The 17926-nt window shown below is 48.4% G+C and carries 19 protein-coding genes and 1 pseudogene; 2 read left to right on the plus strand and 18 right to left on the minus strand.

The features are described from left to right. Positions 1 to 48: 48 nt before the first annotated feature. Genes ACESTD_RS16115 through ACESTD_RS16125 form a run of 3 tightly spaced genes read right to left on the minus strand, consistent with a single transcriptional unit; the run spans position 49 to position 3611 of the window. Positions 49 to 2394 carry a polysaccharide biosynthesis tyrosine autokinase gene (locus ACESTD_RS16115; RefSeq protein WP_015532634.1) on the minus strand — a complete coding sequence of 782 codons (2346 nt, stop codon included), beginning with the start codon at positions 2392 to 2394 and terminating at the stop codon, positions 49 to 51. A gap of 15 nt (positions 2395 to 2409) precedes the next feature. After that, entirely contained in the window at positions 2410 to 3195 is a 786-nt protein-coding gene (locus ACESTD_RS16120; protein ID WP_055235379.1) for a polysaccharide biosynthesis/export family protein, read from the minus strand. A gap of 38 nt (positions 3196 to 3233) precedes the next feature. Further along, the gene (locus tag ACESTD_RS16125; protein WP_259028219.1) at positions 3234 to 3611 is read right to left on the minus strand and encodes a hypothetical protein; all 378 of its coding nucleotides are present in this window, start codon (positions 3609 to 3611) and stop codon (positions 3234 to 3236) included. A 57-nt stretch (positions 3612 to 3668) separates the two neighbouring features. Between ACESTD_RS16125 and ACESTD_RS16130 the strand changes: the two genes are divergently transcribed. Further along, positions 3669 to 4232, plus strand: coding sequence for a hypothetical protein (locus ACESTD_RS16130; RefSeq protein WP_373159005.1), 564 nt, complete (start codon positions 3669 to 3671; stop codon positions 4230 to 4232). Here ACESTD_RS16130 and ACESTD_RS16135 read toward each other — a convergent pair. The 6 genes from ACESTD_RS16135 to ACESTD_RS16160 form a co-directional block, all read right to left on the minus strand. After that, a complete protein-coding gene (locus tag ACESTD_RS16135) occupies positions 4172 to 5302 on the minus strand; it encodes a nucleotidyltransferase family protein (protein ID WP_149921993.1) in 1131 nt (376 codons plus the stop codon). The two genes, ACESTD_RS16130 and ACESTD_RS16135, sit on opposite strands and share 61 nt — an antisense overlap. A gap of 71 nt (positions 5303 to 5373) precedes the next feature. Continuing rightward, positions 5374 to 5679: a PqqD family protein gene (locus tag ACESTD_RS16140; RefSeq protein WP_149921994.1), complete on the minus strand. Its 306-nt coding sequence runs from the start codon at positions 5677 to 5679 to the stop codon at positions 5374 to 5376. Positions 5680 to 5685: 6 nt separating this feature from the next. Beyond that, positions 5686 to 6354 carry a sugar transferase gene (locus ACESTD_RS16145; protein WP_151879351.1) on the minus strand — a complete coding sequence of 223 codons (669 nt, stop codon included), beginning with the start codon at positions 6352 to 6354 and terminating at the stop codon, positions 5686 to 5688. Further along, complete coding sequence (locus tag ACESTD_RS16150) at positions 6351 to 7466, minus strand: glycosyltransferase (protein WP_015532639.1); 1116 nt, start codon at positions 7464 to 7466, stop codon at positions 6351 to 6353. Before ACESTD_RS16150 ends, ACESTD_RS16145 begins: the two co-directional genes overlap by 4 nt. 20 nt (positions 7467 to 7486) lie before the next feature. Next, complete coding sequence (locus ACESTD_RS16155; RefSeq protein WP_373170131.1) at positions 7487 to 8485, minus strand: acyltransferase family protein; 999 nt, start codon at positions 8483 to 8485, stop codon at positions 7487 to 7489. Between the two features lie 56 nt (positions 8486 to 8541). After that, positions 8542 to 9054 carry a glycosyltransferase family 4 protein gene (locus tag ACESTD_RS16160; protein WP_373170135.1) on the minus strand — a complete coding sequence of 171 codons (513 nt, stop codon included), beginning with the start codon at positions 9052 to 9054 and terminating at the stop codon, positions 8542 to 8544. Between ACESTD_RS16160 and ACESTD_RS16165 the strand changes: the two genes are divergently transcribed. Next, positions 9014 to 9136 carry a hypothetical protein gene (locus ACESTD_RS16165; RefSeq protein ID WP_373170137.1) on the plus strand — a complete coding sequence of 41 codons (123 nt, stop codon included), beginning with the start codon at positions 9014 to 9016 and terminating at the stop codon, positions 9134 to 9136. The two genes, ACESTD_RS16160 and ACESTD_RS16165, sit on opposite strands and share 41 nt — an antisense overlap. A gap of 44 nt (positions 9137 to 9180) precedes the next feature. On the opposite strand, the pseudogene ACESTD_RS16170 reads toward ACESTD_RS16165, so the two are convergent. From ACESTD_RS16170 to ACESTD_RS16210, 9 genes and pseudogenes are all read right to left on the minus strand, one after another. Further along, positions 9181 to 9615, minus strand: a pseudogene (locus ACESTD_RS16170) (glycosyltransferase); the annotation flags it as partial. Positions 9616 to 9619: 4 nt separating this feature from the next. Beyond that, a complete protein-coding gene (locus ACESTD_RS16175) occupies positions 9620 to 10393 on the minus strand; it encodes a glycosyltransferase family 32 protein (protein ID WP_015532642.1) in 774 nt (257 codons plus the stop codon). After that, on the minus strand, positions 10383 to 11660 hold the full coding sequence (locus ACESTD_RS16180; RefSeq protein ID WP_015532643.1) for a hypothetical protein: 1278 nt from the start codon (positions 11658 to 11660) through the stop codon (positions 10383 to 10385). Before ACESTD_RS16180 ends, ACESTD_RS16175 begins: the two co-directional genes overlap by 11 nt. Further along, positions 11657 to 12643 (minus strand): glycosyltransferase, encoded by a 987-nt coding sequence (locus ACESTD_RS16185; RefSeq protein ID WP_149921996.1) that lies wholly within the window; start codon positions 12641 to 12643, stop codon positions 11657 to 11659. Before ACESTD_RS16185 ends, ACESTD_RS16180 begins: the two co-directional genes overlap by 4 nt. 3 nt (positions 12644 to 12646) lie before the next feature. Then, positions 12647 to 13666: a glycosyltransferase family 2 protein gene (locus ACESTD_RS16190; RefSeq protein WP_015532645.1), complete on the minus strand. Its 1020-nt coding sequence runs from the start codon at positions 13664 to 13666 to the stop codon at positions 12647 to 12649. Positions 13667 to 13674: 8 nt separating this feature from the next. Then, a complete protein-coding gene (locus ACESTD_RS16195; protein WP_015532646.1) occupies positions 13675 to 14745 on the minus strand; it encodes an acyltransferase in 1071 nt (356 codons plus the stop codon). After that, positions 14745 to 15878: a glycosyltransferase gene (locus ACESTD_RS16200; protein ID WP_015532647.1), complete on the minus strand. Its 1134-nt coding sequence runs from the start codon at positions 15876 to 15878 to the stop codon at positions 14745 to 14747. The genes ACESTD_RS16195 and ACESTD_RS16200 overlap by 1 nt, the downstream gene beginning before the upstream one ends. Further along, positions 15875 to 16894, minus strand: a complete 1020-nt coding sequence (locus tag ACESTD_RS16205; protein ID WP_015532648.1) for a glycosyltransferase family 2 protein — start codon at positions 16892 to 16894, stop codon at positions 15875 to 15877. Before ACESTD_RS16205 ends, ACESTD_RS16200 begins: the two co-directional genes overlap by 4 nt. Beyond that, positions 16857 to 17843 (minus strand): glycosyltransferase family 2 protein, encoded by a 987-nt coding sequence (locus ACESTD_RS16210; RefSeq protein ID WP_149921997.1) that lies wholly within the window; start codon positions 17841 to 17843, stop codon positions 16857 to 16859. Before ACESTD_RS16210 ends, ACESTD_RS16205 begins: the two co-directional genes overlap by 38 nt. Between the last annotated feature and the right edge of the window lie 83 nt (positions 17844 to 17926).

The raw sequence follows: 17926 nt of genomic DNA on the forward strand, positions 1-17926 counted from the left end.
TGTAATTATATTTAAAAAGATTAAACGTAAATGCTTGAAGTATATCGGTCATTTCCTTCTCCCGTGTTTCCCGTATCCGTAACCATAGCCATACCCGTATCCATATCCATATCCGTAACCGTAGCCACGGCGGTGCGGGCCCACCCCGTTGAGGATAATTGCCATGTTGCGGAGCTTGTTATCGCGGTAAAGCTCCTCCATGTCGGGCAGCAGGCGGCGGTCCAGGCGGCCGGCGCGCACCACGAAGATGGTGAGGTCGCTGATGCGGTTGGTGATAGTGGCGTCCGCCACGATGCCCACGGGGACATTGTCCACGATGATGTAGTCGTAGCGTTGGCGCAGTTCCTCCACCATCGTGTCAAGCCGTTCGTCCATGAGCAGCTCCGCAGGGTTGGGTGCCACCGTACCAGATGAGATGATGTCAAGGTTGTCGAATTTCCCATCGGTGTGGATGATGTCGTCCAGGCGGATGGAGTCGTCGGCCAGATAGTTGGTCACGCCCACCGGGTGTTTATGGAAGTGGCGGCTCAGGGTGCCCTTGCGGATATCGAGGTCCACCAGCACCACACGTTTCCGGGTGAGCACGAGGCTCATGGCAAGGTTGCGGGAAATGAACGTCTTTCCCGCACCTTCATTAAACGAAGTGAAGGTGACGACTTGCATCGGTTTGTCTTTTTTCACCATGAATGTCATGTTGGTGCGCAGGATGCGGAAACTCTCGGCCAGCATGCCGTCTTCCTCGCCGACGGCAACACCCGCTTTCGCCGCCTCCTTGTCCTGCGGCACTTCGCCGAGGAAAGGAATGCTCACCGCGCCCTTCAGGTCCTTGCGGCTGTGTACCCGGGTGTCCATGAAGAGGATCATGAGGAACACCACGCCGGGGACGGCCAGGCCGACGAGCACCCCGAGCAGCAGGATGCGGTTGCGCACGGGTGAGATGGGTCCCGCGGGTCCGTCCACGCTGTCGATGGTGCGCGCGTTGTTGTCGGCCATCGCCTGCGAGAGGGCGTTCTCCTCCCGCCGGTTGAGAAGGAACATGTAGAGCGCCTCCTTGATTTTCTGCTGCCGCTCGATAGAGAGCATCTGCCGTTCCTTGGTGGGCACGGTGGTAAACCGCGCCTGTGCCTGCTCCTGGCGGCTGCGCGCGTCGTTGCGCTTCATGTTGATCCCCACAATCATGTTGTCCACCGCACGGATGATACTCTGCCTCAGGGCGTGTATGCTGTTGTTAAGCTCCTCCACCACGGGGTTGCTCTCGCTGCTGTCGGCTATCAGCTTGTCGCGCTTCAGCTTCAGGGCGTTGTACTGGTTTATCTGCCCCTCCACGGCGGCGTCGCTGATGCCCGTCCCCGAGGGGATGAGGTCACGGCTTTTCGTGGGGTCGGTGAGGTACTCCTTGATGAACCGCGCCAGTTTCAGCTGGGTCTCCTGCTCCAGCGCGTCGGCGCTGTAGGCCTGTGCCTCGCCCATGTAGCGGCCGGCCAGCGAGCCGATGTCCATCACCTGGTTGTGCTGCTTGAACGATTCCAGCTCGGTCTCCACGCCGCCAAGCTCCCGCTCGATGATGAGCAGGCGCTCGTTGATGAACTCGGAGGTGTTCACCGCCACCTGGTTCTTGTCGTTGACGGCTTCCTCGTTATACACGTTCACCAGCGTGTTCAGCACGTCCTCGGCACGCAGGGGCGAGCCGTCCTTCAGCGAGAGCACGAGGATGGACGACTCGTCCTCCTCCTGCCGGATTCCCATGCTGCCCTGGAGGCGTCCCGCCACGGCGTTCAGCGGGTTCTTGACGACGTGGATCTCGCGGCCCGTCCACGACTTGCCCCAGTGGTCGGTACCCGTCACCAATATCCGCTCGCCGCCGACGGCCAGCGTGTCGTTCAGCCGCACCTCATAGCTCTCCCCGGCGGCGGGCAGCCCCCCGAATCCGGAAAGCGTCACCGTCGCATCGTCCTTGGGCGTCACCACGAACGAGATGTGCCGTTCGGGCAGCAGGTTGATGAAGGAGACGTTCACCGGAGACAGCGTATAGAGCTCGTTCATGCGCAGCCCGCTCTCCACACGGTAGTCCACGTCGGCGTGCAGGCGCTGCACCACCTCGCGCATCAGCCGTTTGGAACGGAACTGGAGAATCTCGTTGGCCACGTTCACCTTGTTGATATAGTTGTCGTAGCGGTCGAGCCCCGCCGTGGAGGTCTTGTTGGACGGGTCCTTGATGATGACCGTGACGGAGCGGAAGAACACCAGCGGGGATTTGGCGTAGTGGTACCACGCCATCCCCCCGAAAAGCAGCACGGACAGCACGAACCACTTCCACTTCGACAGCAGATAGACGGACAGGTCCACTAAGTTGACGCCCTGTTCGTTCTTGTTGGATAAACTGTTGTTTTGCATAATTCAGAGATGTGTTTACTTGATGGCCCAGATGACGGAGCAGACGGCCGTGATGAACGAGAGGATTCCGGTGGTGTACTTCCAGCCCTTGTCCTCGCGGTCCTGCTTGCGGTATTTCGGTTCGACATAGACGATGTCGTTCTGTTGCAGGTAGAAGCAGGGCGACTCGAACAGGTCCTTGCTGCGCAGGTCGTGCTGGTACATCACCCGCTGCCCGTCCTCCTCACGGATGACCGCCACACGGTTCACCCGGCCCCTTTGGGTGACGTCGCCCGCCTTGGCGATGGCCTCCAGCAGGGTGATGCGGTCGCCCTCCACCGAGAAGGTGCCGGTGTTGCCCACCGCGCCCAGGACGGAATACTTGAAATTGAGGAACTCCAGCGACACCAGCGGGTCCTTGATATACTTCCCGTCGATGATGCGGTTGCGTATCAGGGCGGTCACCTCGCTCACCTTCAGCCCCTCCACATGCAGCTTGCCCAGGATGGGGAAACTAATGTTCCCGTCCACGTCCACACGGTAGCCTTTCTTCACGGCAGCGGACTCCGTCACCGCGCCGTTGGCACCCACCGAGAAGGCCCCGCCGCCCGCGTTGAACGGGATGGACAGCTCGGGGTTCTTGCTGCTCACGGTGATGTCCAGGCGGTCGTTGGCATGCACCACCGCCTCATACCTGGTGTCATACGGATAGCCGAGCCCCATCTCCATGTCCTGCAGGTAGACGAATTTCTTCGACGAACTGCAGGAGGAGAGCAGGAGCACTGCCACCGCCACAATCCAAAAACAGTCTTTTCTTTTCATTGCTTTCTTTGCTTTATTTAGGGTTTATCAATCATCGTTCATAGTCCGCCGTTCTCCGGCAGGCCGTCCCGTACTTCCCGGGTTTTCGCATCCCGCACGTACAGGCTCTCGAAACAGAGCCGTGCGGCCTCCCGGTCGGGCAGGCATTCCAACCGTCCGACGGGCACCTGTTCGGTTACCCCTATCAGGATACGGCAAAGTTCGTCATGCAGGCGGATGTCCTGACGGATGGCGGAGCAGGAGGGCAGCAATGCGGCGAAAGCTTCCGGCCCCTCAAGCGGGGTGAACCGGTTCGTGCCGGACTGTTGCAGGCGGACGATTCCGGCCACGGGACTGCGCTCGTTCCTGTAGCAGGGTGTCTTCCCGCTCCACGGCGTGCCGTAGACCGCCACCATGCCGTCCTCTATCCGCAGCACGGGATTGTCGTCATTCAGCAGGCGGCAGTCCGGAAAGGCCTCCAGCCATTGCCGGGAGTGCGTGCTCTTGCCCGTGCCGCTCTTGCCGAGGAAAAGGTAGCCCCTGCCTTTCAGGCTGGCGCAGGAGGCATGGACGGAAACGGCGTCCCGCCCGAGTGCCGCCTGGGCGTAGAGGATGCGGAGCATGGACGACAGTACCTCCCCCACGGACGGGTCCTCCACCCGGAGGAAGGCCGTGGCATCGTCAAAAGCGGTGTCCACAGTCATGAGATGTGCGCCACCATCCATAGGACCGTAACTTATCTCCGTCCGGTAACCGCCGGGAATGCGCAGAAGGCATACATGCCCCATGTCGTTGGACGACTCGTCCAGCAGCTCCGCGCGTTTCCCGTCATCCGCAAAGGGACGGGTGTCGGCAAGCAGCCGGAAAATCCGTTCCCCTTCCGGGCATTCCCCGCACCGGAACGGACGGAAGGAGGGCAGCAGCGTCTCCGCGTCCAGCCCACCGGGAAGGATGACGGAGAACGTCAGCCCCGCCACCCTGAAAAAATATTCGTTTCTCATCTGAGGTTTCCTATTATCAGTCTTACCGAAATCCAGAACGCCTCCTTGCGGGCGTAGGTGTTGGAGAAGCCGCGGTGTTTCCAGAAGGAGAGGAAGGTACGCAGTTTCCTTTCCCACCTTGCCTGGGAAGCCTTGCCCTTGGTGCCGCCGTACTGTCCGAAGTTCCCTCCCTCCAGCACGATGCGCAGCAGTTCGGGAGAGGAGTATGCATCCGTATCCGCATAAGGAAGTTCGGCGCGATGCAGCCCGAGGTATTCCGTCAGGAATGTATGGAGCTGCGCGCTCCACCTGAGCAGGCCGGTCCGCCTGTGAACGGCTTCCAGATCCCCGGGGGAGTAGCTTCCGTGCAGGGTGTGGTAGGCCCGCGCCATGTCGCAGAACTGCCGAAGGCCGACACCGTGCCCCAGCAGGTGTTTCAGGAGGTGGGCGTTCAGCAACAGCAGGTTCGGCAGGGGGGACGGCACGGAGATTGTCGCCGGGAACTCCCCGGGCTGGTTGCCCTCCGGCAGCCCGTCCCTTCCGCCCGGACGGAACTCCGTGAACCCGTGTTCCCTGACCAGTGCGGAAAGGTAGCCTTTCAGCAACGGGTTATGAAGGTCGAACAGCCGGGTATGGTGTTCCACCTCCACTCCCTGCCAGCTGTAACAGTTGCTTCCGTCCGGCTGTTTCTCCGTCCGGCACCCGGCCCGGCGCATCAGCTCCGCGGCTTCCCGTTCCTCCTCTTCCGAAAGGAAACAGAGGTCGATGTCCCCGCATTCGCGCGTCAGCGGATGTTCATAGAAGGCGGCCACGCCCTGGCCTTTCAGCAGTACGGGATGCAGGCCGTTACGGCCCATCCGTTGCGTCAGCAGGCATACCACCGCGTCCATCCTCCTGTTCTTCCGCTCGATGCGGTCGGTCTCCGCCACCCAGCGTATCATCAGGGCGTCGCCGGGCAGCAGCGCTTCCGGCAGGTGGTGCAGGCCGCGGCAGACAATGCCCGTCACGGTCTGGCGCACCGCCATCCGGTACACGTCCCACCACTGCGCGTCCGTAAGCGGGAAGGGTGACAGGTCGTCCGGCTCCCTCTCCCACAGCCCCGCACGCAGCAGGCTGAACAACGCCTTATGTTCCGAAGAAAGCTCCATGGAATCCGTTTTCTAAAGCAGGCACTCCGGTAAGGGATCACAAGATGCCTTTGTCCTTTCAGTGTAAGCATTCAATCGCCGGTGCCCCGCCGGGACAGCAGCCCCATCTTCTCCCATTCCTCTATCTGGCGTTCCACATCGCGCAGGGCGCGCCCGTATTCCACATCATACGTCTTGCAGAGTCCCTCCGCCAGTTCCCCCGCTGTACGGCCTTCCCCGTTGCAGACCATCTCCCAGAGCCGGGCGGCGGTCCCGTTCAGGCTGTACACGTTCGTCAGGTTCACGCAACTGTCGGAGACTTCCACAATCATGTGGCGGTTGCCTATCCTGCGGAGTTTCAGGCCGGATTTCGGTATAAGCTTGTCCTTGTTTTCCATTTCGTTTCAGAATTTCTTTCCCGTCAGGATGGAGAACACCGTCAGGAAGATGATTTTCGTGTCAAGCCACAGCGAGCGGTTGTAGAGGTAGTCCAGGTCCATCCGCAGCCTCTCCAGCATTTTCTCCATCGTGTCCGTGTAGCCGTTATAGAGCGTGGCGGCCGAGAAAAGGCCGGGGCGCAGCTGGTACAGCAGCTCGTAGTCGGGGTTGACGGCCCTGATCTTGTCCACGAAGAACTTGCGCTCCGGGCGCGGACCGACAAAGCTCATCTCGCCCTTGAGCACGTTCCACAGCTGCGGGAGCTCGTCCAGATGGTGCTCGCGCAGGAAACGCCCCACACGGGTCAGACGTTTGTCGCCCTTCCCGCTGCACAATGCCGGCCTGCCGTCCGACTCCGACGTGGTGACCATGGAACGGAACTTGTAGAGCGTGAAAATCTCCCCGTGATAGCCCACACGTTCCTGCCTGAAGATGGCTTTCCCGCCGTCCTCGCACTTTACGGCGATGTAGATGATCAGGAACACCGGCGAGAAGACGAGCATCCCGATGACGCTCGCCACGAGGTCCAGGCCCCTCTTTACCCTGCGGGCGGCCGGGGACACGACGCCCCGGCGGCAGGCACTGCCGTCAAATGCGGCTTCCGCCGCCCTTGACATAACTTTTGTCTCATTCATAGTTTGGTATAAATATCTATTACGTTATCAATCATTCTCTCCTTGGTGAACAGCTCCCGGTAACGCTCCCCCGCACCCGCAGCGAACCTCCCGTATACCTGCCCGTCACCGGCTATCTCCATGACGGCCTCCGCCAGTGCTTTCGCATCCTCCGGCGCCACGTTCAGCCCCGACATCCCGTGCCCGTTCACCCACGAGGTGCCCGAATGGGGGATGCGGGTGGCCACCACGGGCTTGCCGCACGACATGGCCTCTATCTGCACAATGCCGAAAGCCTCCGTCCTCTGCACGCTGCTCAGGCAGAAGACATCGCAGGCCCCGTAATAGGCCGGCAGATCCCCGTCGGGAATCCTGCCTAACAGCTTCACCCTGTCCTCCACGCCCCAGGTCTCGATTTCCGCCTGGAGATCGCACATCAGCGGGCCGGAGCCGCCTATCAGCACCACATAGTCGTCAGTCAGGTAGCGGGCCGACTCTATCAGGTACCGGTAGCCCTTGTATGCCACCAGACGTCCCAGGGAGAAGACGATCTTCCTGCCGGGATACCTCCTCCTCAGCGCGTCCGCCTTTTCCGGCTCGGAAACGACAGGGGCAACGCCGATGGGCAGGCATACTGTCTTATGCTGCACACGGGCAAGGCAGGGGGATTCCGCCGTATAGACAGGGGTTGTCCCCACAATCAGGTCCGCGCGTCCCAGCAGCCATTCCTGCAGGGGACGGTATAATTCCAGCAACATTTTCTGCTTCTCTATGTCGGCGTGCCAATGCAGCACCACCTTGCCCCTGTAGCCGGAAAGGAACAATGCCAGGCACGCCATCGGGTCGGGATGGTGTACGTGGATGATGTCATACTCCCCGCACCTTTTCCTCAGGGAGAAAATCATGGCGGGCGAGATCATCGTGGCGGCCACCTTCATCCAGGTGCGGCAGCCAATGAGACAGGCGTGGGCGTTGATGGCTATGGTACGCGAGCCGCCCTGCGACAGGGCGCACAGCATGTCGCAGTCCACGCCACGCTCCGAAAGGCCCGTCATCAGGTCGTACATCACTTTCTCCACACCGCCGCGCACCGGGTAGAATTTACCGAGTTGGAGGATTTTCAAAATTTCCATCTTTTAAGACTCCTGTAATATCATGTCTTTTGACCTTCCATATTAATGCCTATTAATAAATAATGCACAATCTTTTTTATGCTATAAGCCATAAAGAAAGTCAGCACGAAAGTTGCAATGATATACAATAAATCAGATTTGATAAACAGATAATTTCCCCTAAACAATGTCATACTGATACCTTGACATAAATAAATTTCATACGAGACATTGCTTATCCATTGCATATTTCTATTATAGATTTGTATTTTGGCACAAAGACACACAATAATGATTGGTATAAGCATATAGGCGAACAAATAGCAGAATTCATTTTTACTAATTACGCATACCGCCGTCAATAGCAAACATAAAGGGACCGTCACATAATATCTTACCGGTACATTCCATAATGCGCATATTCTTTTTTCATATTTACAATAAAATATTCCTAATGGGAATGCTAACGCACTGATATACCAACAGCGTTCATAACTCAATGAAACGGTAAGAACTATATATGTAAAGACACAAAGGAATGAAATGATTACAACATTCCGCTTGGCAGCTATCATATAAAAGAGAATGTAAAAAAGAAGAATACTGAAAACATACCATGAATAGGGCAATGTGGTCTCTCCGTGCATCAATAATTCAATGAGTTCATCCAATAAACTCATTGAAATGTTTCCGCTTACGATTCTATTGACAATCCATACCAGCAGGAAGGGAAGAATAAGGTTCCCCAAAATTCTATGTTTAAAGAAATGTGACAGATATTCATTTCCTCTGGCTCTATAATTGAACGCCAGTCCATATCCTGATATAAAATAGAATATGGAAACGACAGGAGCTCCCCAAGAACTGAACATGAATAACCAGTCATCAGTTTGATAAGACAAATGGAAAGCGACTATAGACATTGCCATTACCCCTTTCAATATAGAAACATGCTCTTTATTGAAAGGACTGACTCTCTCATTAAAGGAACGAAAAGAAAGAATATATAATAGAACGATAATTATCAAGAAAAAAATCATTACTCTTTATTTTGTACAACCTACAAAACGGCTGCTGTTTTTTCCTACTTTTTGACCTATAAACTGCACAAAAGATCATAGACGGCATTTGCACTATTCTTCCATGTGAATCGCTTATACTGATTATAGCCTGCTATACGAAGTCTTTCTCGCAATTCTATATCTGAGACCAATAACATTATTTTTCTTGCAATATCTTCCGTATCCAATGGGCAGATATATAAAGAGGCATTACTGCAAACTTCCCGTAAAGGAGGAATATCCGACACAATGGTCGGAGTGCCGCACGCCATGGCTTCCAATGGAGGGATACCAAATCCTTCATAAAGAGACGGATAGATAAAGCAACATGCGTTCATATAATATTCTTTCAATTCACTGTCTGTTATCCGTCCTAACCATTTGATTCTGTCGGTAGGGATATTATCACATAATTCCTTAATGGAGGTAGAATAAATATGAGCCTGTCCTCCAACTATATATAATTTGATATTTTTATCTTCTATTAGAGAAAATGCTTTCAATAGCATGGAGAAGTTCTTTCGAGGGTCAATGGAAGATACTGCCAATATGTATTTCTCTCCGGTAACTTCCCCTGCATTCCTACGGCTGCTCTCTGAAGCATGGAACCGGGAAGAAACAGCATTGTAAATGACACGAATTTTTTCATCATCCATTGAAAGCCTGCGCATGATTTCTGATTTGGAAAACTCGCTTACAGTCAATATCTTCATGGATGTGGAGGCACAAAGGGGAGTCATCATTCGATACCATGTTCTATATGGACGGGAATACCAATCCGGATTGGCCATAAATGCCAAATCGTGGATCGTCATAATTTTCTTCCGTACCAGCAAAGGTCCTAAGCCTGTAAAACAGACTAACACTTTCTCTCCCTTAATCCTGCTGAACCATAAAGGTAGCGACAGCTGTTCCCAGACATGAGATTTGCCCCAACCATACACTACAATGTTAAAATGGGAAACGTCGTAACATCCCTTGATGGGACCGGGTGGACAGCACAATGTGAAAGGTATCCCCATTTGCGCCCATGCCCTGCAAAGTTCGTATGCAAAACGGTTAACCCCTGTCAAGTTCTGCAATAAGAACCTTCCGTTAACGTAAATCATAAACTTAGCTACTTATTTTTGATTTAAATAGATATAGGAGAAATCTCCAATAGTGTCGGATTTTATCCAATAGAGCCCGTTCATTCCAACTGTTTTCACAATAATGAATGGCGTATGATGCAGGCGTGACCTCACGCCTGTTCCCGGCAAAGATCTCAGAGCGGTAAATCATCAGACCATCGGTCAATGGTTGATCAATATCCTTATATCTGAAACCATAATTTTCTGCGATGCGGGCATATATCTGTGGGGCTATCACATCCAGCCCCATACTACCATCCGGTCGAATGAAGTGCTTGTCTTGATACCAATCCAATATCTCTTTGATAAACGGGCATCCTTTTTCCGCTCCCATTATGGCTGCCTGCAATTCAATGCCGGATATATAATTATCAGCAATTCGGTATCCGTCAATATCAATATCCGCTAAGGAGTTATCCCGTTCAACCATGAACGGATGGTATTCCATACTTGTGAAAAAATTGTGATGCAGAAAATCATCGAAACGTTTCAGCACTTTCACATCGGAATCCAAATAGATACCACCTTCCGTATAAAGTGCATATAGGCGAATATAATCCGCGACAAATGCCCATTTACGATTGGCAAATGCCTCTCTTACGTATGGGACACTGTTCTCTATATCAAAAGTTTGTGTATTCCACAACTTCAATTCATAGTCAGGCATTACCTTTTTCCATGATTCTATACACATTTGTATCTTTTCCGGAAATGGGTCGTCGCTTAGCCAGCAATAATGAATAATTTTAGGTACCATAAGGCGTTTTTTCAGTCGGTCTGACACTATCTTCTGAGGACTCGTAGCTGTCAAGTAACAGAAGCATGGCATACACGAGAAATATATTGGTAGAGATCTTTATCCAAACTATCAATTGCAACAAAAGCAGCAACAAAAAGAAAAAGGTATCCTCCCTACCTTTTTGGCAAAGGAGGTAAGTACTGTGGACAAACAGAGATATAAAGATAGCCACTCCAATAGTGCCGCAATAAAAAATGAAATTCAAATAACCTATATCTACATATTTATAGAATCCATTGGAATCATCAGGATTTAAGAACCATCCGTCTCCGATAAGCCATGTCTTTAAATTGTCAGGAAATACAACCATCCGTTGTAATCTGTCCGTGGAATTAGTCGTCCATTCACCATTCTCAAACCAGTTGAAGAAACCTTCAAAACCGTATCGCAGATAATTTCCGAACACTGGCGAATAGTTGTACAGATAGTAGCCGCCTCCCACTAACAATCCGGTAAGAACAATGCCACATCCGATAAATTTTACCCGCGAACGGGTTATCTGGCCATTTAGTGAAAAGTTCGACAAAGCCATATATACAATGGAAATAACCAAACCGACCGTCGTTGTACGCGACACTATATTACCCACGATACCGATAATGAGAAAAAGACTCCAATACCATATTTTCCGTTTATTTGAAATTTCATGTACGATTAAATATCCTAAGCCTAACATCGCACATGAAAACCGGATTCCGGCTGTATCAAAGCTGGCACCTATACCATACAACCGGTCAACGCGATGCAAATATTCAACATTCTGCAATATCAAGCCGTCAACCCACTCCTGAAGTAATGGCATATTGTCTATCAAAATGGCTAAAATGGATTGTATGGCACAGACATACGCCATATACCGGAAAACCCATTGAATCGAAATGGAACCATGTACATTTCTTATCAAAAACATTACCGAATAGGCGCCGGCAATCCAAACCCACAGCCCGACTATAAAAGACACATACGTGTAATCCGTTGTGTTGTTGATTACAACGGACAGAAAAGATGACAAGGAAAATAAGGCCGCCCACACAGAAACCACCAAAAATGTTCTGTTGAGTCGAAGAGTATCCTCTTTAAGCCATTGCATGACAAACAATGCCGCACCAATTACAGCCAACATCATCTTTGTATTGATTCCCGGCAGGGAGACAAACTCAAACGGGAAATAATAGCAACTGAACACAATACCGGTTAAAACGGCTTTCAACAAATCAGTCATCATCTATATAGTATTCCGTACACGAATTTGAACAGCAGGCGATAGTAGCCTCTTACTATCCAATAATGGCGGTGCAAGGCAGACCATTGCAGCAGTTTGTTTCGGAACGGTTGTTTGGCGTTTTTCCAGATGGAACGGTTGGCTTCGGGAAAACAGGCGTTCCACACTTCGTAATTGGCGGTATTGTCCGAAATCAGCAGGGGGAACTTCACGTTCAGTTTCAGAAAGTCCAGTTCCCGTTCCAAGCTGTTCTGATACCTGCTATGGATAAAGCCGGTCGTGACATCCACGTTCCGTTTCACCATCTCTATCTGCCTTTTGGAATCGAGGGCGGTCATCGAAGCCGTGTTGGATCTTACATAGTGGTAAAGGGCTTCCGGGACATGGCGGTATGACCGGGCAAAGCTGAAACACCGGATAAGTACGGACATGTCCTCGCCGATATTGGCTCCGTCAAGGAAACGGATATTGTTTTTTACATAGAGGTCGCGGCGTACAAGGAAAGCCCATAAGAACCAGCGCATTTCTCCGGTCAGCAGGGCAATCAGGCAGTCCGAAGCCTTTTCATAGACGGGTTGCCGCATATAGCGTCTGGATGCTTCAAACTCCAGATACCAGTCGCAACCCGTAATATCAAGATGTCCGGCTTCGGCTTTTTGGTATAGCTTTTCAAACATGTCTTTCTCTATCCAGTCGTCCGCATCGACAAATGCGATGTATTCGCCGGTAGCCGCTTCGAGTCCGGTATTACGGGCGCAGGCAACCCCCATGTTCTTTTGGTGTGTAAGTAATCTCACTTGCGCCTTCCTATGAGGATATTCGTTCAAGACGCTTTCGATAACGGCAATACTCCCGTCAGGAGTCGCATCGTCCACGAACAGGTATTCCACATCTTGAAACCGCATCCCGAACAGCGACCTGCAACAGCGTGATATATAGTTCTCCACCCTATAGACCGGGATAATGATGGAAATCTTATAGCTCATGGTTTACCAGAGTGCACCTTCTATCGGCTTGCCTCTCCATTTGTAATACAGGTTGTAGAATAATCGCTTGTATTGTCTTCCCCATAGCACTGGCAACAGGTAATGCAAATCGCGCAACAGGTATTTTACCCCTATCGTCTTGTTTTTAAATGCAATCCAAGGGGAGATGGGCGACATTTCGTGCAGGTACGGGTAATAACGGTTGTATAACCCATATTCGTTTCTTTGCAACAAGGAGAATAACAAGGCGCTTTTCCGCCCCTCTAAAAGTGTGTATTCATCCTGCGCTTGTTGCCTGCCTTCGTTTATGACAAACCGGGTTAACACCTTAAATACCTTTATGTATTGGTTGACATCTCGCTCTATATCCGTTCCGGTCATGATAGAGGCCGCACGTATGGTATATCGGTAGGTCGGCTCTTGGATTACATACATGGAGCAGGCTTTACAAGCCAGTTTGAAACTCCATATCACATCCTCATGCAACAGCCCTTCTTCAAAAAATAACTTGTTGTCCAGCAGGAATTTCCGGTTGCACAATTTGTTCCATGCCATCATATACCATCGTCCTTCAGCGTATGAGTGTAGAATCTCCTTGTTGCTACGGAGTGCTCCCGAAGGCAGGGTTAAGGCCGGATATTCCTTGTTACTTCCTTTAACTTCATAGTTGCCGATGACAAAATCATAAGGCTGTGCTTCCACGGGGGCGACCAATATGAAAATGCAGTCTTCCATAAGCGCATCATCGCTGTCTAAGAAATATACATAATCTCCCGTTGCAGCCTCCAAACCAGTGTTGCGGGCAGCTGACAAGCCCCGGTTATGCGTGTGGTGTATTATTTTTACTTCAACAAAGTTGTGGTATTCCAAATATTCCTGTACGATTTCCATACTGTTGTCCGTGCCACAATCATCGACAAGAATCACTTCCAAATCCTGATAGATTTGCTTCCGTACCGATTCCAAACAGTTTTCAATATAAGCGGAAACGTTGTATATAGGTATGACTATTGAAACTTTCATAGACAATCTTATCTTCCTCCAACCAATATGGACAAAACTTTCGGTGTTACACGTTTCATGCACCTATACATCCCGATTGAAATGGCAATCGTAAGAATCGGTACGAGAAAATATATGGCAAGAAATTCAACTTCGGTTATAGGACGCATGATTTTCAGAACAGCCTTTTGAAGGAAAGCAATGAATAATCCGTGAGATGCGTAAATGAAAAAGACCTCTTCTTTAAACAGACATCCGTTTTTTCCTTTTTTAACCGAGATAAACACATAATTGAATACAGTCAAAATTCCAGAGAAAATAACGAACAAATGTATATAATAATTAACTGGCAAACCCAATGTCACTGTATATAAATCGGCTGCGATCAGCAGAAAATACAAATACTTGATAAAATTCAACCGTTCTACATATTCTATCACATGAGAAAACAACCTCGTATATAATCCCAATGAAAAGAAAAAACAAGCGTTTAATGTAAATCCAAATTCCTTCGGGCATAATGAGAAGAACATACAGATGACTATGGGAATGAAAAAACAAACTTTCATTTTCTTTACTACAACATATAGAAGCGGAGAAATTATAACCATAAGAATGAGTTCACGAACATACCATAAAGGGAAATCAAAAGGAAAACCGTTTCCCTCGCACGCCCAATATCCCGATAAAACTTTGGGCAGGGTAACCTCTTCCAAAGAAACATTAGGGAACAAACCATGTAAGGCCGGAATTCTTACGAATATAAAAATAAGAAGGCATAAAGTATTCCATAAAACATACGGAATTAACAAAGACCAAAATCGTTTCTTTATCTTTGTGAGATATAGCTTTTCATTAAAAGTTCCTTCTTTAAAGAATAGATATCCGGAGACAATGAAAAAAATTGGAACGGCTATACATGGAATAACGTAGGAGAACAAATTGATGACGGCCTCGTACCACGACGCATCCGGTATAGAGAGCGATTGTCCCGAGATAGAAATATCACCCTTTAACTGATTGTGGATGAAGACCACACCACAGATTAAAGGGAATTTTAATCTGTCTATGGCTAAACTTATGATTTCCTTATTACTCATTACAGTATCTTATAAATTTGTGCCATAGTGGTAGGTACATCAAACATTTCTGCCCGTTGTAAGGCTTTCGCACGGTATTTCTCACGCAAGGAGGCATCATCCATCAATCGTTTTACACCTTTGTAGATGTCCTCATCTTTTTCTGAAACTAACAATCCGTATTCCGAACCGGCTAATATTTCACTCGCCCCACTGATATCTGTAGCTACGATTGCCAGCCCTAAACATAAGGCCTCACAAACAACCAAAGGATAACCTTCCGCTTCCGATGTGTTTAGATATATATCTGCTTCTTTCATATAAGGATAGGAAGGTTTCCGGAAACCTAAGAAGTGTACGCGGTCATCCATTCCGTATCCATGGCTCATTGCTTTCAAGGGCTTTTCAAGGCTTCCTTCACCGATAATCCATAAATCAAAATCATAGCCATCACTCTTCAACCACTTGGCTGCCTTTAATGCCCTATCATATCTTTTTTGTCTATTAAGCCGTCCGACCATACAAATTGTGAATTTCCTTTTTATGGCATTGTTCGATACAGCCAATCGTTGGATAACATTCTTGTCAATCAGATTATAGATAACCTTACATTTATCATTTTCTATTGCATATAGTTCCAAGAACATCCTTTTTACATCTTCCGATACAAAAACGATTTTATCCATCTTTCTATAGACTCTAAATTCATCCTTTTCGTTTCGGAAGAAATCTAAAGACCAATGTTTCTGTTTTAAGTCGATATGCACCCAAGAAAGATTGTTATTCGCTTTGTGTATGATATAAGAATGAAACTTTACCGCAGCTCCCTCCATGAACGAAACAATCGTATCGAATTGTTCTCCTTTCAGAAGTTTCATAAACATATATTTATATACAAGCGTATGAAAGAGGACATAGCTATGAAAAATTCTTAAAACACGGTGAAATCGCTCAAACCATATTGTATTTTGCGAATGTAAAGCCAATATTCTCACTTCTTCAGGAACATCATTCAAATAAACACCTTCCTTATATTCCAAGAACAATGTCACCTCATAAGATGCGTAATCAAAGTTCTTTAAAATATCAATAAGAACTTTTTCCGCTCCTCCTCCCGGCAAGGCAGGCATCATAAACATGATATTCTTTTTCATTGACACGATTTGATTTTGGGAAGTTTCTTATATCCCTCACTTCTTAAAAATGAAAATCCGTCCACCACTCCATTTATATAAGCCACTGACATATCCTTATTACCGAACAAACATTTCACGCCATATTTCATGCCCTGAATGCCGTAAACGTAAAAAATGGCAATCACCGACCAAAATTTTAATAATAAGTTCTTTTCCGGCAGGAAAATAAACCGGTGCCAAAATATTAGTTTGTTTCGGTATTCGGAATAGATCAGTTTCTCTGTTTTCTCTTTGGATTTTTCTACGGTCGAACTTGCATCTAAATGTATGACACCGGAATCAAAAGAGGTCAGTATTTTTAGACCGGTTTTATACATTTTGTAATACATGACTTGATCGTCAGGAAAAGCATAGTAAGTTTTATCTAACCACAATTCTTCCTCATAATGAATTTTCAGGAAATCTTCTTTCCGGCAAAAAAAACAGGGTCCGGCATTAGATTGTGATTCATACACCGGTTTTACAGGATGATTATTATAGGAAAAACCTGCGGTTCTTAAAACTTTGTAGCCCCACTTCCGACTCCATAGACGACAGACTTCTCTGCCCAATATGCTTGAACGTATCTTATCCTTTATGGCTACTTCATGATTGGCAAATACACATGGAGAAATCACTTGTGCATCCTGTCCAACTAATTCATTATAAAAGGTTTCCACTGCGTGGTGTGGTAAATAAACATCATCATCAAGAAACAGACAATATTCAGTTGATACCTCATCATACGCTAAAGCCCTTTGTGCAACCATACCTTTTTTTACGTATACACATTGCTCTATACCGACCGTTTCTTTAGGCAAAGGATAACCCTCAGCGATATACACGAGAATGCTTGTCGGTCTGATGGTCTGTTCAAGTAAGGAATCAAGCAATCTTTGATAATTTTTTCCGCCCTTGCCTAATGTTCGTATCACAGCCGTGTATTTCATTTGCATATCATTCTTTAGAAAGGGAATTGATATATTCTTTCCCATTGACAATCCAATTTATTCCGATAAAGCAACTCATGTGTAGGCTATGAAGCAACATGCGGTCTTTCCAATGTAATTGATAATCGGAAATTTTCAGCTTTCTTATATAAGACTGTTTCAGCCATTCACCTATAATTTCCTTTTTTCTTATATAGGGAACATTCTTGTTTTTATACCACATTCTTGTCAAATGCAACGCATCCTTCACATATTTATCGTAAATTCGTGGGTTGATTTTATTCTTATCGTCTGCAAAATCTAAAATGGCCTTTTGAATATCCTCCAAATTGGAGAAACGTGCAGGGGAAAAAGAATGTGTCAATGAAACTGAATTATACACTTCATGTTGGTAAAGTGGTTCTTGAGTAAATGATATTCGATTGCAATGTTTCAGATAATTCAATACAAAGACCAAATCTTCACCGAAAGACATATTTTCAGGGTATAACTCTGTTATAAGTCCACGCTTATATATCTTATTCACCGATGAACTTAATAGTTCCGTGTTTATCCAATAAATAAAGTCACACTTGAATGAAGCCAAATCTGAATAGTCTTTGTCAAATGCAGGAGCCCATATATTGCCACTTGTCTGTTTGAGCCCACAAACTATGCAGTCGGCATTTTTCCCTTTTATTAGTGCCAATAGTTTTTCGCATGCATCAGCAGCCAGCCAATCATCACTATCAAGCAGCATGATAAGATCGCCTGTTGATTTTCTTATCCCTTCATTTCTAGCCGAAGACACACCAAGATTGGGTTGGGATATAACCTGTATACGACTGTCACGTTGTTCCCATTTCCGGCAAATCCGCAAACTGCCATCTTTAGAGCCATCATCCACTAGGATGATTTCCAAGTCGGCATACGACTGGCAGAACAAGCTCTTGATGCAACGGTCCAAGTAAGCTTCCGTATTGTAAACTGGGACTATGACTGAAATTGTCTTCATTCCTATAGTTCGTTAAACATTTTATTGGCAACTTTGAGCAAATACCCCGAACAAGGACGGGACAGGAATTTTTTACCGCCCCC

The sequence above is a fragment of the Bacteroides sp. AR20 genome, assembly GCF_964250605.1.
Classification (GTDB): domain Bacteria; phylum Bacteroidota; class Bacteroidia; order Bacteroidales; family Bacteroidaceae; genus Bacteroides; species Bacteroides uniformis.